Origin of the sequence: Pseudomonas sp. RIT-562 (assembly GCF_026241895.1) — a bacterium.
Classification (GTDB): Bacteria; Pseudomonadota; Gammaproteobacteria; order Pseudomonadales; family Pseudomonadaceae; genus Aquipseudomonas; species Aquipseudomonas mandelii_F.
Genome location: NZ_JAPJIV010000006.1, coordinates 15419 through 29759, shown reverse-complemented (window position 1 = coordinate 29759; position 14341 = coordinate 15419). Strand labels below are relative to the sequence as shown.

Annotated in this window: 12 protein-coding genes; 6 read left to right on the top strand and 6 right to left on the bottom strand. The window is 62.5% G+C overall.

Going from position 1 to position 14341, the window contains the following annotated elements:
* The first annotated feature begins 504 nt into the window (after positions 1 to 504).
* The 3 genes from ORL50_RS09905 (at position 505) to ORL50_RS09895 (ending at position 3618) form a co-directional block, all read left to right on the top strand.
* A complete protein-coding gene (locus tag ORL50_RS09905) occupies positions 505 to 1215 on the top strand; it encodes an HPP family protein (RefSeq protein WP_266013365.1) in 711 nt (236 codons plus the stop codon).
* Between the two features lie 141 nt (positions 1216 to 1356).
* Positions 1357 to 2463, top strand: coding sequence for an enoyl-CoA hydratase/isomerase family protein (locus ORL50_RS09900; RefSeq protein WP_266013362.1), 1107 nt, complete (start codon positions 1357 to 1359; stop codon positions 2461 to 2463).
* A gap of 3 nt (positions 2464 to 2466) precedes the next feature.
* Positions 2467 to 3618: an acyl-CoA dehydrogenase family protein gene (locus ORL50_RS09895; RefSeq protein ID WP_266013359.1), complete on the top strand. Its 1152-nt coding sequence runs from the start codon at positions 2467 to 2469 to the stop codon at positions 3616 to 3618.
* A gap of 101 nt (positions 3619 to 3719) precedes the next feature.
* Here the strand turns inward: ORL50_RS09895 and ORL50_RS09890 are convergent, their stop codons facing one another.
* The 6 genes from ORL50_RS09890 to ORL50_RS09865 form a co-directional block, all read right to left on the bottom strand.
* Complete coding sequence (locus ORL50_RS09890; RefSeq protein WP_266013356.1) at positions 3720 to 4493, bottom strand: enoyl-CoA hydratase; 774 nt, start codon at positions 4491 to 4493, stop codon at positions 3720 to 3722.
* A 14-nt stretch (positions 4494 to 4507) separates the two neighbouring features.
* A complete protein-coding gene (locus ORL50_RS09885) occupies positions 4508 to 5635 on the bottom strand; it encodes an acyl-CoA dehydrogenase (RefSeq protein WP_266013353.1) in 1128 nt (375 codons plus the stop codon).
* 155 nt (positions 5636 to 5790) lie between these two features.
* Complete coding sequence (locus ORL50_RS09880; protein ID WP_266013351.1) at positions 5791 to 6984, bottom strand: acetyl-CoA C-acyltransferase; 1194 nt, start codon at positions 6982 to 6984, stop codon at positions 5791 to 5793.
* A gap of 11 nt (positions 6985 to 6995) precedes the next feature.
* Complete coding sequence (locus tag ORL50_RS09875) at positions 6996 to 7757, bottom strand: SDR family NAD(P)-dependent oxidoreductase (protein WP_266013348.1); 762 nt, start codon at positions 7755 to 7757, stop codon at positions 6996 to 6998.
* A 16-nt stretch (positions 7758 to 7773) separates the two neighbouring features.
* Positions 7774 to 9438 carry an AMP-binding protein gene (locus ORL50_RS09870; protein ID WP_266013345.1) on the bottom strand — a complete coding sequence of 555 codons (1665 nt, stop codon included), beginning with the start codon at positions 9436 to 9438 and terminating at the stop codon, positions 7774 to 7776.
* A 253-nt stretch (positions 9439 to 9691) separates the two neighbouring features.
* Positions 9692 to 10708 (bottom strand): AraC family transcriptional regulator, encoded by a 1017-nt coding sequence (locus ORL50_RS09865; protein ID WP_266013343.1) that lies wholly within the window; start codon positions 10706 to 10708, stop codon positions 9692 to 9694.
* Between the two features lie 248 nt (positions 10709 to 10956).
* Between ORL50_RS09865 and efeU the strand changes: the two genes are divergently transcribed.
* The 3 genes from efeU to efeB are packed head-to-tail and all read left to right on the top strand — an operon-like array spanning position 10957 to position 14332.
* Positions 10957 to 11802 carry an iron uptake transporter permease EfeU gene (gene efeU, locus ORL50_RS09860; protein WP_266013341.1) on the top strand — a complete coding sequence of 282 codons (846 nt, stop codon included), beginning with the start codon at positions 10957 to 10959 and terminating at the stop codon, positions 11800 to 11802.
* Positions 11803 to 11810: 8 nt separating this feature from the next.
* The gene (gene efeO, locus ORL50_RS09855) at positions 11811 to 13031 is read left to right on the top strand and encodes an iron uptake system protein EfeO (RefSeq protein ID WP_266013339.1); all 1221 of its coding nucleotides are present in this window, start codon (positions 11811 to 11813) and stop codon (positions 13029 to 13031) included.
* Positions 13028 to 14332, top strand: a complete 1305-nt coding sequence (gene efeB, locus ORL50_RS09850) for an iron uptake transporter deferrochelatase/peroxidase subunit (RefSeq protein WP_266013336.1) — start codon at positions 13028 to 13030, stop codon at positions 14330 to 14332. The genes efeO and efeB overlap by 4 nt, the downstream gene beginning before the upstream one ends.
* The last annotated feature ends 9 nt before the right edge of the window (positions 14333 to 14341 follow it).

Here is a 14341-nt window from a genome sequence, read left to right as displayed (position 1 = left end):
CTGGCGTGGAACCAGGGGCTGCTTCGCGCCCCAACGCAGGCTTCGCCAGCTGCTACAAAAGATTGGGGCGCCTGCGGACTGTGTAGCAGCTGCCGAAGGCTGCGTTCGGCTCGGGCCGCGATCGGACGCAGCAGTCGTGATTCTGGGGTGGAACCAGGGGCCGCTTCGCGCCCCAACGCAGGCTTCGCCAGCTGCTACAACAGATAGGGGCGCCTGCGGACTGTGTAGCAGCTGCCGAAGGCTGCGTTCGGCTTGGGCCGCGATCGGACGCAGCAGTCGTGATCTTGCGTTGCAGGCTTCGCCAGCTCCTACAAATTGACCGGGGCGGTGGTTAGTTATCAATATAAATGCACTGAAGCTGCATTTATATGAATTTGTCAGTAATGAGATCACAAGGCAAACTGTGCACGTTCCTCCCCCAACAGTTGGAACACCTTCAAGGGCTTACTGGGTTTCCAGCCGAGCCTTTTTTTTCGCCTGGCTTTTCAACGGATCGTTTGACTCATGCTTGCTCGCTGGTTACCTGCCGCTATCAATACTCGCCCCACCGAATGGAGCCGCGCCGCGATTGGCATGGCCATCGGCACACTGTTTACCGTCTGGCTGTGCAGCCAAGTGTTCGGGATCGAAGTGGCACAACATCTGATCGGGCCGCTGGGTGCTTCGGCCGTGCTGTTGTTCGCGGTGTCCTCCGGTGCCCTGGCCCAGCCCTGGTCGATTCTCGGCGGTTACCTGAGCGCCGCAGTGGTGGCGTTGCTGGTGGCTCACGTGCTGGGTCGAACATTGACCAGTGCGTGCATGGCGGCGGGCATCGCGCTGGTGCTGATGTGCTGGCTGCGTTGCCTGCATCCGCCAGCGGGTGCCCTGGCGCTGACCCTGGTGTTGGCCGACCCTGCGACCATCGCAATGGACTGGCAAGCCCTGGGGCCGGTCATGCTTGGCGCGGCGACCCTGCTGCTGTGCGCCCTGCTCTACAACAACCTGACGCGCATTCGTTATCCCAAACGTGCTGCTGAGCCACCCGTGGCAGTGCCCGCCGGCCCCGCCGTAGTCGACAGCCAGGCCATCACCGCCGAGGATCTGAAGCTGGCCCTGGCAGACCTGGAAGCCTTCTACGACGTCACTCCCGAAGACCTCGAGCAGTTGATTCATGCCAGTGAAGTGCACGCCCGGCGGCGCAGCATCGGCGATGTGTTCAACGCTCGGTCCGAATAACCGGCAAACAACCCTGCATGCATATCTGCAGACTGGACCTGCACATATCCCGGTTGTACATCACAAATTTGCACTGGTACGATCCGGGATCGCTCGCGTGCGAGCTTCTCAATAAAGAACAATAAAAGCAGGGAGTTAGTGATGACTGCTGAGGTTTCTTCTCCGGTTATTCAGCCCATGGATGCCACACAAAACGATGTCCTGGCTGAAGTACGCAACCACATTGGTCACCTGACCCTCAATCGCCCCGCCGGTCTCAACGCCCTGACCCTCGACATGGTGCGCAACCTGCAGCGCCAGCTCGACGCCTGGGCGCAGGATGCTGCCGTACACGCCGTAGTCCTGCGCGGCGCCGGTGAAAAAGCCTTCTGCGCCGGCGGTGACATTCGCTCGCTGTACGACAGCTTCAAAAGCGGCGACTCGCTGCATCAGGATTTCTTCGTCGAGGAATATGCCCTCGACCTCGCCATCCACCACTACCGCAAACCGGTCCTGGCCCTGATGGATGGTTTTGTCCTCGGTGGCGGCATGGGCCTGGTGCAAGGCGCCGACCTGCGGGTGGTCACCGACAAGAGCCGCCTGGCGATGCCGGAAGTGGGTATCGGCTATTTCCCGGACGTCGGTGGCAGCTACTTCCTGTCTCGGGTTCCTGGGGAATTGGGGATCTACCTGGGCGTCAGCGGCGTACAGATTCGTGCAGCCGATGCGCTGTATTGCGGGCTCGCCAACTGGTGCCTGGCCAGCGATAAAATTGCTGCGCTGGACGAACAGCTCGATCAGATGGAATGGCACGACGCTCCGCTCAAGGACCTGCAAGGCGTCCTCGCCGGGCTCGCAGTGCAACAACTGCCCGATGCGCCACTGATTGCCCTGCGCCCGGCCATCGACCACTTCTTCGCCTTGCCCGATGTGCCGAGTATGGTTGAGCAACTGCGGGCGGTAACGGTAGCTGACAGCCACGACTGGGCGCTGGCGACCGCTGACCTGCTGGAAACCCGCTCGCCGCTGGCCATGGGGGTGACCCTGGAAATGCTGCGCCGTGGTCGCCACCTGAGTCTGGAAGACTGCTTCGCCCTTGAGCTGCACCTGGACCGCCAGTGGTTCGAGCGTGGCGACTTGATCGAAGGCGTGCGCGCCTTGCTGATCGACAAAGACAAGACCCCCCGTTGGAACCCGCCGACGCTGCAAGCGCTGAGCGCCGGGCATGTGGCGAGTTTCTTCGAAGGCTTCGAGCAGAGTGGGAGCTGAGCCATGCACGATATCGAATTGAGCGAAGAACAAGTGATGATCCGCGACATGGCCCGGGATTTTGCCCGCGGCGAGATCGCGCCCCATGCCCAGGCCTGGGAAAAGGCCGGCTGGATCGACGACACCCTGGTGGCCAAGATGGGCGAATTGGGCCTGCTGGGCATGGTGGTCCCTGAGGAATGGGGCGGCACTTATGTTGACTACGTGGCCTATGCGCTGGCGGTGGAAGAAATTTCCGCCGGTGACGGCGCCACCGGTGCCCTGATGAGCATTCACAACTCCGTCGGCTGTGGGCCGGTGCTGAACTTCGGCACCGAGGAACAGAAGCAGACCTGGTTGCCGGACCTGGCCAGCGGGCAAGCCATTGGCTGTTTTTGCCTGACCGAACCCCAGGCCGGTTCCGAAGCGCACAACCTGCGTACTCGTGCTGAACTGCGCGATGGCCAGTGGGTGATCAACGGCGCCAAGCAATTTGTCAGTAACGGCAAGCGAGCCAAGCTGGCGATCGTGTTCGCGGTGACCGACCCGGACCTCGGCAAGCGCGGTATCTCAGCCTTCCTGGTGCCGACCGAGACCGCCGGTTTCATCGTTGATCGCACCGAACACAAGATGGGCATTCGCGCTTCCGATACCTGTGCGGTGACCTTGAGCAACTGCACCATTCCCGAGGCTAACCTGCTGGGCCAGCGCGGCAAGGGCCTGGCCATTGCCCTGTCGAACCTCGAGGGCGGGCGTATCGGCATCGCCGCCCAGGCACTGGGAATCGCCCGCGCGGCGTTCGAGGCAGCGCTGGACTATGCCCGGGGTCGGGTACAGTTCGACAAGCCGATCATCGAGCACCAGAGTATCGCCAACCTGCTGGCCGACATGCAGACGCGCCTGAACGCGGCACGCCTGTTGATCCTGCACGCGGCGCGTCTGCGCAGCGCCGGCAAACCCTGCCTGTCGGAGGCGTCGCAAGCCAAGCTGTTTGCTTCGGAAATGGCCGAGAAGGTCTGCTCTTCGGCGATGCAGATCCATGGCGGGTATGGCTATCTGGAGGATTACCCGGTTGAGCGCTATTACCGCGATGCGCGGATCACCCAGATCTATGAGGGGTCGAGCGAGATTCAGCGGATGGTGATTGCCCGAGAATTGAAGAATTATCAAATTTAGAATCTAAAAGCATCGCGGGCAAGCCCGCTCCTACAGGTATTGGTGCCTGTGGGAGCAAGGCTTGCGTGGGAGCAAGGCTTGCCCGCGATAGGTTCAGCGCTCTACTTCCCTTGGAATTCAGCCTCACGCTTGGCGATAAACGCCGCCATCCCTTCCTTCTGGTCCTGCGTCGCAAACGCCGCATGGAACACCCGACGCTCAAAACGCACACCCTCAGACAGGCTTACTTCAAAGGCGCGGTTCACGCTTTCCTTGACCATCATCGCGATCGGCAGGGATTTAGCGGCGATCAAGGTCGCGACTTTCAGCGCCTCGGCCAGCAATTCATCCGCAGGCACGATGCGCGCCACGATGCCGCAGCGCTCCGCTTCCACGGCATCGATCAAGCGCCCGCTCAGGCACATTTCCATGGCCTTGGCTTTACCCACGGCGCGGGTCAGGCGCTGGGTGCCGCCCATGCCTGGCAGCACGCCGAGGTTGATTTCCGGTTGGCCGAACCGGGCGTTGTCGCCGGCCAGGATGAAGTCGCACATCAGGGCGAGCTCACAGCCACCACCCAAGGCAAAACCGTTAACCGCGGCAATGATGGGCTTGCGGCGGTTGGCCACTCGGTCGCTGTCGCTGAACAGATCGTCGAGGTAGATCTGCGGGTAGGTCAGCTCGGCCATTTCCTTGATGTCGGCGCCAGCAGCGAAGGCTTTTTTCGATCCGGTCAGCACGATGCAGCCAATGTCCGAATCCGCTTCCAGGCCATCGAGCGCCTGATTCAGTTCGCTGACGATCTGCGCATTTAATGCGTTTAGCGCCTGAGGACGGTTCAGGGTGATCAGACCCACACGACCGTGGATTTCCAGCAAAATCGTTTCGTAGCTCACAAATGGACTCCTGTTCAAAGGTTGCGCGAGATCACCATGCGCTGAATGTCGCTGGTGCCTTCGTAAATCTGGCAGACCCGCACGTCGCGGTAGATGCGCTCCAGCGGGAAGTCATTGAGATAACCGTAGCCACCGAGGGTTTGCAAGGCCGCAGAGCAGACTTTTTCCGCCATCTCGGAGGCAAACAGCTTAGCCATCGAGGCCTCGACCAGTGCCGGCTTGCCGCTGTCACGCAGCGCCGCTGCGTAGTGCACCATCTGCCGTGCCACCGCGATCTGGGTGGCCATGTCGGCCAGGCGGAACGCCACGGCCTGGTGTTCGATGATCGGTTTGCCGAAGCTTTCCCGCTCCCTGGCATAGTCACGAGCCGCTTCGAAGGCGGCGCGGGCCATGCCCACCGATTGCGAGGCAATGCCGACTCGACCACCTTCAAGGTTGGCCAGGGCGATTTTGTAGCCTTCACCCTCCTCGCCCAGACGATTGGCGACGGGGACCTTCACGTCTTCGAAGAGGATCTGGCAGGTGTCGGAGGCGTGCTGGCCGAGTTTGTCTTCGACTCGCGCGACTTTATAGCCCGGCGAATCGGTGGGAACGATCAGCGCGGTGATCCCGCGCTTGCCGGCGCCGGGGTCAGTCACGGCGAACACAATCACCACGCCGGCGTTCTGCCCGGAGGTAATGAACTGTTTGCAGCCGTTCAGCACGTAGTGGTCGCCTTCGAGGCGGGCCCGGGTTTTCAGGCCGCTGGCGTCAGACCCCGCCTGCGGTTCGGTCAGGGCAAAAGCGCCGAGCATCTCGCCCCTGGCCAGGGGTTTGAGGAAGCGCTCTTTCTGCTCATTGGTGCCGTAGTTGAGGATCGGCACGCAGCCGACCGAGTTGTGCACGCTCATGATGGTCGAGCAGGCGCCGTCGCCGGCGGCGATTTCTTCGAGGGCCATGGCGTAGGCCAGGTAACCGGTGTCGCAACCGCCCCATTGTTCCGGCACGAGCATGCCGAAGAAACCCAGCTCGGCCATTTCGCCGATGGCTTCAGTGGGGAATCGATGCAGGCGGTCCCATTCGGCGGCGAACGGCTTCAGCCGCTCCTGGGCAAACTGCCGCGCCGCTTCGCTGATCTGGGATTGTTCGTCATTGGGTATCATGCGAAGTCCTTAAAAGTTGAGCCTCAATGCACAGAATTTGTAGAAGGCCCTGTGGGAGCGGGCTTGCTCGCGAACGCGGTAGGTCATTCAACAAAACGGTGACTGACACGGCCCTTTCGCGAGCAAGCCCGCTCCCACATTGGTTGCTCTGCGTTTCAGTAGAGGCATTCCACAGCCATGGCCGTGGCTTCACCGCCGCCGATGCAGATGGCTGCAACGCCGCGCTTCAAGCCTTTCTGGCGCAGCGCCGAAAGCAGGGTCACGAGGATTCGCGCACCCGATGCGCCAATCGGATGGCCCAGTGCACAAGCACCGCCGTGGACGTTGACCTTCTCATGGGGAATTTCCAGCTTGGTCATGGTCACCAGGCTGACCACCGCAAACGCTTCGTTGACTTCAAACAAGTCGACCTGATCCAGCGACCAGCCGGTTTTTTTCATCAGCTTCTTGATCGCACCCACTGGAGCCACCGGGAACAGGCCCGGCGTATCGGCAAAGGCCGCATGCCCGTGAATTACCGCCAGCGGTTTGAGGCCTTGTTTCTCGGCAGCGGAACGGCGCATCAACACCAGTGCCGCCGCGCCGTCGGAGATCGAGCTGGAGTTGGCGGCAGTGACCGTCCCACCGTCGCGGAACGCGGGCTTGAGTGCAGCAATTTTGTCCAGCTTGGCTTTCGGTGGCTGCTCGTCGTTGCTGATCAGCACCTGCTCCTTGCCGACGGTTACGGTGAGCGGGACGATCTCGTCCTTGAAGCTGCCATCCTTGATCGCCTGCTGTGCGCGGGTAGTCGAGGCGATGGCAAAAGCATCCTGGGCTTGGCGGCTGAAGCCGTTGGTTTCGGCGCAGTCTTCGGCGAAGGTGCCCATCAGGCGTCCCTTGTCGTAGGCATCTTCAAGGCCGTCGAGGAACATGTGATCCATCACCCGGCCGTGGCCCATGCGGTAGCCACTGCGGGCGCGGTCCAGCAGGTACGGCGCGTTGGACATGCTCTCCATGCCCCCGGCGACGACTACCTCGGCACTGCCGGCGATGAGCATGTCGTGGGCCAGCATCGTGGCCTCCATGCCCGAGCCGCACATCTTGTTCAAGGTGGTGCAACGGGTCGATTTATCCAGGCCGGCACCCAGCGCGGCCTGACGGGCCGGAGCCTGGCCGAGGCCTGCGGACAGAACGCAGCCGAACAGCACTTCTTCGACCTGGTCAGCTGCGATACCGGCGCGCTCGACGGCGGCGCTGATCGCGGCGGCACCCAGTTGTGGTGCGGTGAGACTTTTCAGCTCGCCCTGGAACCCGCCCATGGGGGTGCGCACGGCGCTGACAATAACGATTGGATCGTTGGCAATAGTCATGACAAATCCTCCTACCTGGCCGCCATGCGCAAGGCACCGTCGAGACGGATCACCTCGCCATTGAGCATGCTGTTTTCAATGATATGCCTTACCAGCGCGGCATACTCGTCCGGTTTGCCCAGGCGCGGCGGAAAGGGCACGCCCGCCGCCAGGGAGGCGCGCACTTCAGGTGTCATGCCGGCCATCATGGGTGTCTCGAAAATGCCCGGGGCGATGGTCATCACGCGGATGCCAAAGCGCGCCAGTTCACGGGCGGCAGGCAAGGTCAGGCTGACGATAGCGCCCTTGGACGCTGCATAGGCGGCCTGGCCGATCTGGCCATCATAGGCAGCGGCAGACGCGGTATTGATGATCACGCCGCGTTCGCCATCGGCATTGGCTTGAGTTTCGGCAATCGCCGCTGCCGCCAGGCGCAGCATGTTGAAGCTGCCGATCAGGTTGACGTTGATCACCTGGCTGAAGCTGGCCAGCGCGTGCGGGCCAGTCTTGCCGATAATTTTCTCGCCGCGCACGATGCCGGCGCAGTTGACCAGGCCATTGAGGCCGCCAAAGGCCTTGACCGTTGCCTGCACCGCCGCTTCAGCGGCGGCCTCATTGCTGATGTCGGCGACCACGCTCTGCGCACCCAGGCGCTGGGCCTGAGCGGCAACGGCCTCGGCGTTCATGTCCACCAGCATCACTTTGGCACCGGCGGCCACCAGCATTTCAGCGGTGGCGGCACCTAGCCCGGACGCACCGCCGGTCACCAGAAAAATCTTGTTTTCGATCTGCATCACGGTTTCCTTGGATTCAAGCTGAAACGTTCTTCGCCGCGGCCTCTTGAGCCTTGGCGATTTCCTGGTTGCGCAAGATAAAGCGCTGCAATTTGCCGCTTGGGGTTTTCGGCAACTCGCTGACAAATTCAATTTCACGCGGGTACGAATGCGCGGCCAGGCGCTTGCGCACGTGCTGGCGCAGCTCTTCGGCGAGCGCAGGATCGGCGCGGTACTGCGGGCTGAGCACGACAAAGGCCTTGACCAGCTCGGTGCGCTCCGGATCAGGCTTACCGACCACCGCCGCCTCGACCACGGCCGGGTGCTCGATCAGCGCGCTTTCCACGTCGAACGGGCCCACCCGGTAGCCGGAGGTTGTGATCACGTCATCACTGCGCCCGACGAAGCTGATGCTGCCATCAGGGTTCCACTCGACGGTGTCGCCGCTCAGGTAATAGTGGCCGACGAATGCCTTGGTCGGCGCCCCCTCGTAACCGGCGAACCAGCACATCGGCGACTGGCTACGGTCGATCGCCAGAATGCCTGGCTGACCGACGCTGAGCTCCTGGTACGCCTCGTCCAGCACCACAATGCGGTGCCCGGGTGAGGCAAAACCGGCGGCACCCATGTGAATCGGGTGGTCCAGGCCATGGTGATTGCACAGCACCATGCCCAACTCGGTCTGGCCATAATGGTCGTGGATGACCACGCCGAGGTTGTCGGCGAACCAGCGGATCACTTCCGGGTTCAGCGGCTCACCGGCACTGCTGACGATGCGCAGCTTGCCTTTGATCGACCGGGCGAACTCGTCGCCGCCAGCGATCAGCAGGCGGTAGGCCGTTGGCGAGCCGGTGAGGTTGGTGATGCCGTATTTGTTGATAACGCGGCAGGTGCTTTCGAGGGTAAACGGCCCATCGTAGAAGGTGATCGGATGCCCCAGCGCCAGCGGCCCGGTCACACCGAAATAGATGCCGTAGGCCCAGCCAGGATCGGCGACGTTCCAGAACGCATCTTCCGGGCGCAGGTCCACCGCGTCACGGGTGTAACTCTGGAACGCGACAATGGCCTTGAGGGGCACGGACAGGGCTTTCGACGGCCCGGTGGTACCGGAGGTGAACATCAGCAGGAACGGGTCTTCGCCGGTCAGCAGCACCGGTTCGCAGACCGCAGGATAATTGGCCAGCTCGGCCCAGAAGCTGTAATCGCCGCGGACAATGCCCTGGCCTTTGGGCCCTGCGACGGTAACGATGGTGGGGCAATTCTCGACCTCGGCCAGTTTGCTGCGATTACCCGCATCGGTCACCACCACCTTGGCACCGGAGCTGCCCAGACGGTGCTCGATGGCCTTGGGGCCAAACGCGGTGAACAGCGGCTGGTAGACCGCACCGATGCGCCAGGTGGCGAACACCGTGATCAGCAGTTCGATATTACGGGGCAACAGGCCTGCAACCTTGTCGCCTTTGCGCACGCCCTGCTCCAGCAGGAAGTTGGCGAAACGCGCGGCCTTGTCCTGCAGATCGCTGAAGGTGTAGGTCGCGCTGGCGCCGTCGCGCCCCTCCCAGAACAGCGCGATGCGCCCAGGCAATGCGTGCCGGTCGCAGCATTCCACGCAGGCGTTAAGCGCAGTGAGGTCGCCGGAGAGAGCGGCATCGACGGTGTGCTGATAATCGAACTGTGAAGTGGCAGACAGGTAGTCGCGCATTGCCAGAATCCCTCTGTGTTTTTATTAGGTTGGGGGAACCGTAATCAACAGGGGAAATAGTCGCTCTGTGCGCTGGGCGGGACAATGGTCAAAGGAATCAAGTTGTTTGACTGGTTTGGCCAAGGGTTGGGAGGTGTGGCGGCTGTTTTGGCCTCATCGCGAGCAGGCTCACTCCTACGGGGTCGTGCGTCGCTGCTGTTCCTGTAGGAGTGAGCCTGCTCGCGATAGGGCCAGCCCAGTCAGCAACATCCTCTCAATCAGCCTCATTGAGTATCAGACTACGGTAATGCCCCGGGTTGGAACCCGACCACTTGCGAAACGCTTTGTAGAACGAGCTGGCATCCGCAAACCCCAGGCGCGTGGCGATCTCGGCAAAGCTGATCGCCGGGTCCGCCAGCCAGACGATCGCCAGCTCCTTGCGCACACTGTCCTTGAGCCCCTGATACGTCTGCCCCTCCTCCGCCAACCGCCGGCGCAGGGTCGAGGCCGACATGCAAAGGCGCTGCGCCAGAGCCTCGGTCTCCGGCCAATCCTGGGCCGTGAGCTGGCGCAGATCATGTTTGATCCGGCTGGCGAGGCTCTGTGGGTCACGGTACTTCACCAGGATATTGGCCGGCGCATGGGCCAGGAAGCGCTTGAGCTCCTCGGGACTGCGGCGGATGGGTACGTCGAGGCAATCGGCGGCGAAGATCATGCGGGTGCGCGGGCGATCGAATCGCAGGTTATCGGAGAACATCACCTGGTAGTCGTCCTGGAAATCCGGTGCCGGGCAGCGCAGTTCAATCGCCAGGATCGGGATCCGCCGCCCGGCGAGCCAGCACGCGACCCCGTGCACGATCATCCAGTAGGTGAAATAGGTGAACGCGCGCTTGGCTGGCTGCTCATCCTCGATCAGCACGATTTCCGCCAGGCTTTGCTGTCGTACCAACTGCGCGGGCAGGTGCTGGAACATCAGCGAGAGAAAGCCCAACCCGCAGGTCACTCCTGCCATCAGGCTGGGCTGGGCCATGGCGCTGCGGCAGAGGAATTCGAAGCTGCCGGCCCTGAGCGGGCGCGGGTCCATGCCAAAAAACTCATCGTCACAGCGCCTGGCGAGCAGTCGCCACAAGCGTGCGTAGGCCGTCGCCGGCACCCGCGCACTGGCGATGCCGAGTAACGCCGGGTTGATCCCGACCTTCTCCAGGACTTCGACGGTGGCCGCGCCGGGAGCGCAGCTTTGCAACAGTGCTTCGCGCACCAGTTGGATGGAGATAGTGTCTTTTTCCGACATTAAATCAGGCAGGCCAATGATTATTAGAATTGCGACATATTACACGTCGGAGCCCACCGCAAGCAGGCTCATAAAGGCGATCGGGGTGTACGCGAAACCGGGCTCCTACGGATTGGTCCGTCATTTCTTAGATCCAATTAATCCTCGTTCAGGTTACGTTCAGGCAAATAGCAATACATCCCATGTGAGAATGAGTGTCATTATGTTACAACTTAGCACCCTATCTAATTCGCTCCCGGTGCTGATGAATGCTCGTTCCCTTTTTGATCATGCTGCGCGAAGGCATTGAAGCCGCGCTGATCGTTGGCATCATCGCCAGCTACCTCCAGCAGACCGGCCGTGGCCAGTGGATGCCCGCCGTGTGGATCGGGGTGTTCCTCGCCGCAGCGCTGGCATTGCTGGTGGGTGGCGGCCTGGAACTGGTGAGCGCCGAGTTTCCGCAGAAGCAGCAGGAGCTGTTCGAAGGCGTGGTCGGCCTGGTGGCCGTGACCATCCTCAGCTCGATGGTGTTCTGGATGCGCAAAGTCGCCCGATCGATCAAGCATTCGCTGCATGCTTCCCTCGACCACGCGCTGGCGGGCTCCCGGCATCAAGTCACGGCGTTGATCGCCATGGTGTTCTTTGCCGTGGCCCGGGAAGGCCTGGAAACAGTGTTCTTCCTGCTCGCGGTGTTCCAGCAAAGCGAAGGCCCGGCGGCGCCGGTCGGCGCCCTGCTCGGCCTGGTCCTGGCCATTATTGTCGGCTTGCTCATCTACTCGGGCAGCATGCGCCTGAACCTCGGGGCGTTCTTTCGCTGGACCGGGCTGTTCATCCTGGTGGTGGCCGCGGGGATCCTCGCCAACTCCGTGCAGGCGCTGCACGAAGCCGGTATGTGGAATCACCTGCAAACCGTCCTGTTCGATTTCAGCGCCACGCTGCCGATGGATGGCCCGGCGGGTTCGGTACTGGCAGGCATGTTCGGCTACCAGGACGCACCGACGATCAGCACCCTCGGTGCCTACCTGATTTATCTGTTGGTGGCGCTGGTGATGTTCTTCCTGCCGACGCCGAAGTCCGCGCCTGCCACACCCTCCACCCGAGTTTCCATCCAGTAAGGGCTCCCATGCCAAATCAAGCCCCACCCCATGCGGCCCCTTCCCGCGCTTTGCGCTGGGCGGTGGCGGGCTCCGTCGTTGTGATGATTGCCGCCGGTGCGCTGTTTTATTACGCCTCGACGATTGCCGCCGCCAAGCGCCAGACCAACCACAACGAGCGGGTGGTGACCATTCACCCGCACAGCTGCGAGCCAAACGCCCTCACCGTTCCTGCCGGACGTGCGAGTTTTCGCATCGTTAACCGCTCGGACCGGGCGGTGGAGTGGGAAATCCTCGATGGCGTGCTGGTGGTCGAGGAGCGGGAAAACATCGCGCCGGGCCTGAGCCAGGTGATCAACGCAAACCTGTTGCCCGGCGACTATGCGATCACCTGTGGCTTGCTGAGCAATCCCCGGGGCACCTTGCACGTCACCCCCACCGCCGCCTCGCAGACTGCCGCCAAGGCCAAGCCGTCAATGGTGGCCTTTGTCGGGCCGCTGTCAGAATTTCGCGTCTACCTGAGCCAGCAAGGCAGCGCACTGATCAAGGCAGTCACTGCCCTGCAACAGGCCATCGCAGCCGGCGACCTGCGTCAGGCGCAAGCCTTGTATGCACCCGCCCGGGCAGCGTATCAACGCATCGCCCCGGCAGCGCAGCGCCTGGCGGAACTGGACAACGGGATCAACGCCCGGGCCGATTACTTCGAACAGCGCGAGCAGGATCCCGGTTTCATCGGTTTCCACCGGCTCGAATATGCCCTGTTCCAGCAGGGCACTCTCGACGGTCTGGACCCCACTGCGCAGCGCCTGGTCGCTGACGTCAGCGCCCTCAAACAGCAATTGCTGGCCCAGTCACTGGCGCCGGAACAGCTGGTGAGCATGCTGGTGCGCAACCTCGACAGCCTGGCCGAATTACGTGCCGGCAGTGGTGAGGAAGAACGCTACAGCCACACCGACCTCAATGGTTTCGCGGCCAATCTGCAGGTCACCCGCAAGGTCGTCGAGTTGTTGCGCCCGTTACTGACAAAGGCGCCTGGCGAACTGCTGCAGAACGTCGATGGCGCCATGGCGGCGCTGGATAGCCAGTTCAATGGCCTCAAGGTCGACCAGGGTTACGCCAGCTACGACACCGTGAGTGCCGCGCAACGCCAGCAGATCGCCGACACAGCCAAGACGCTGGCCACTGCGCTTGAATCCATCGACCCCGCCCTCGGCCTTTCCGGCCTGTCAGCAGAAGACTCACACCGATGAACGATACGGAACACTTTAACCTCCAGCGCCGCCGGGTATTGCTGGGCATGGGCGCCGCCGGCGTGGCTTTGGCTGGCTCCGCCTTGAGCTGCCCGGCCATGGCCGCCGGCGCCGCGCAGGTGACCGAGGCCCCCAGCAGCGAGCAAACCGAAGATCGCCAGGCCTTCCACGGCCAGCACCAGAGCGGCATTGTCACCCCGCGTCCGGCCTCGGGCATGCTGGTGTCCTTTGATGTGCTGGCCAGCGATCGGGAAGACCTCGAACGCCTGTTTCGAACCCTCAACGAGCGCATCGCCTTCCTGATGCAAGGCGGACCCGTGCCGCAGGTCGACCCAAAACTGCCGCCGTTGGACTCGGGGATCCTTGGCCCCGTGGTTACGTCCGACAACCTGACCATCACCGTATCGGTCGGCGAATCGTTATTTGACGAGCGTTACGGCCTGGCGCCGGCAAAACCCAAGCGCCTGGTCCGCATGGTCGGCTTCCCCAATGACGCGCTGGACGCCGATTGCTGCCACGGCGATCTCAGCCTGCAGTTCTGTGCCAACACCACCGACACCAATATCCACGCCTTGCGCGACATCGTGAAGAATCTCCCGGACCTGCTGCTGGTGCGCTGGAAACAGGAAGGCAGCGTGCCGCCCCAGGCCCCGGCCAAACCCGGCGTGCCGGCGCAGAGTGCGCGCAACTTCCTTGGCTTTCGTGACGGCTCGGCCAATCCCGACTCCAACGACGCCAAGGCCATGGCGCAAATCGTCTGGGTGCAACCCGGCAGCGATGAGCCGGCGTGGGCGGTGAATGGCAGCTATCAGGCGGTGCGGATTATCCGCAACTTCGTCGAGCGCTGGGACCGCACGCCCTTGCAGGAACAGGAAAGCATCCTCGGTCGGGAGAAGAATTCCGGCGCGCCCATAGGTGGCTCCCGCGAGTTCCAGGTGCCGGATTACTCCAAGGACCCAGCAGGCAAGCTGACTCGCCTGGATGCGCATATCCGCCTGGCCAACCCGCGCACCGCCGCGACCCAGGCCAACCTGATCCTGCGCCGGCCGTTCAACTACTCCAACGGCGTCAACAAGAACGGTCAGCTGGACATGGGCTTGCTGTTCATCTGCTATCAGGCCGACCTGCACAAGGGTTTCATCACGGTACAGAACCGCCTCAATGGCGAGCCGCTGGAGGAGTACCTGAAACCGGTCGGTGGCGGCTACTTCTTTACCCTGCCCGGCGTCACTGGCGACCAGGACTTCATCGGCCGCTCATTGCTCGAGGCTCCCGGTGCTCAACCCCAAGCAAACGCATGACCATCCAAC

Excerpts from the sequence above, each read along its gene's own strand:
- ORL50_RS09900 (WP_266013362.1), top strand. The coding sequence starts at position 1,357 with ATGACTGCTGAGGTTTCTTCTCCGGTTATTCAGCCCATGGATGCCACA.
- ORL50_RS09895 (WP_266013359.1), top strand. The coding sequence starts at position 2,467 with ATGCACGATATCGAATTGAGCGAAGAACAAGTGATGATCCGCGACATG.
- ORL50_RS09905 (WP_266013365.1), top strand. The coding sequence starts at position 505 with ATGCTTGCTCGCTGGTTACCTGCCGCTATCAATACTCGCCCCACCGAA.
- ORL50_RS09885 (WP_266013353.1), bottom strand. The coding sequence starts at position 5,635 with ATGATACCCAATGACGAACAATCCCAGATCAGCGAAGCGGCGCGGCAG.
- ORL50_RS09865 (WP_266013343.1), bottom strand. The coding sequence starts at position 10,708 with ATGTCGGAAAAAGACACTATCTCCATCCAACTGGTGCGCGAAGCACTG.
- efeO (WP_266013339.1), top strand. The coding sequence starts at position 11,811 with ATGCCAAATCAAGCCCCACCCCATGCGGCCCCTTCCCGCGCTTTGCGC.
- ORL50_RS09870 (WP_266013345.1), bottom strand. The coding sequence starts at position 9,438 with ATGCGCGACTACCTGTCTGCCACTTCACAGTTCGATTATCAGCACACC.
- efeU (WP_266013341.1), top strand. The coding sequence starts at position 10,957 with ATGCTCGTTCCCTTTTTGATCATGCTGCGCGAAGGCATTGAAGCCGCG.
- ORL50_RS09875 (WP_266013348.1), bottom strand. The coding sequence starts at position 7,757 with ATGCAGATCGAAAACAAGATTTTTCTGGTGACCGGCGGTGCGTCCGGG.
- efeB (WP_266013336.1), top strand. The coding sequence starts at position 13,028 with ATGAACGATACGGAACACTTTAACCTCCAGCGCCGCCGGGTATTGCTG.
- ORL50_RS09880 (WP_266013351.1), bottom strand. The coding sequence starts at position 6,984 with ATGACTATTGCCAACGATCCAATCGTTATTGTCAGCGCCGTGCGCACC.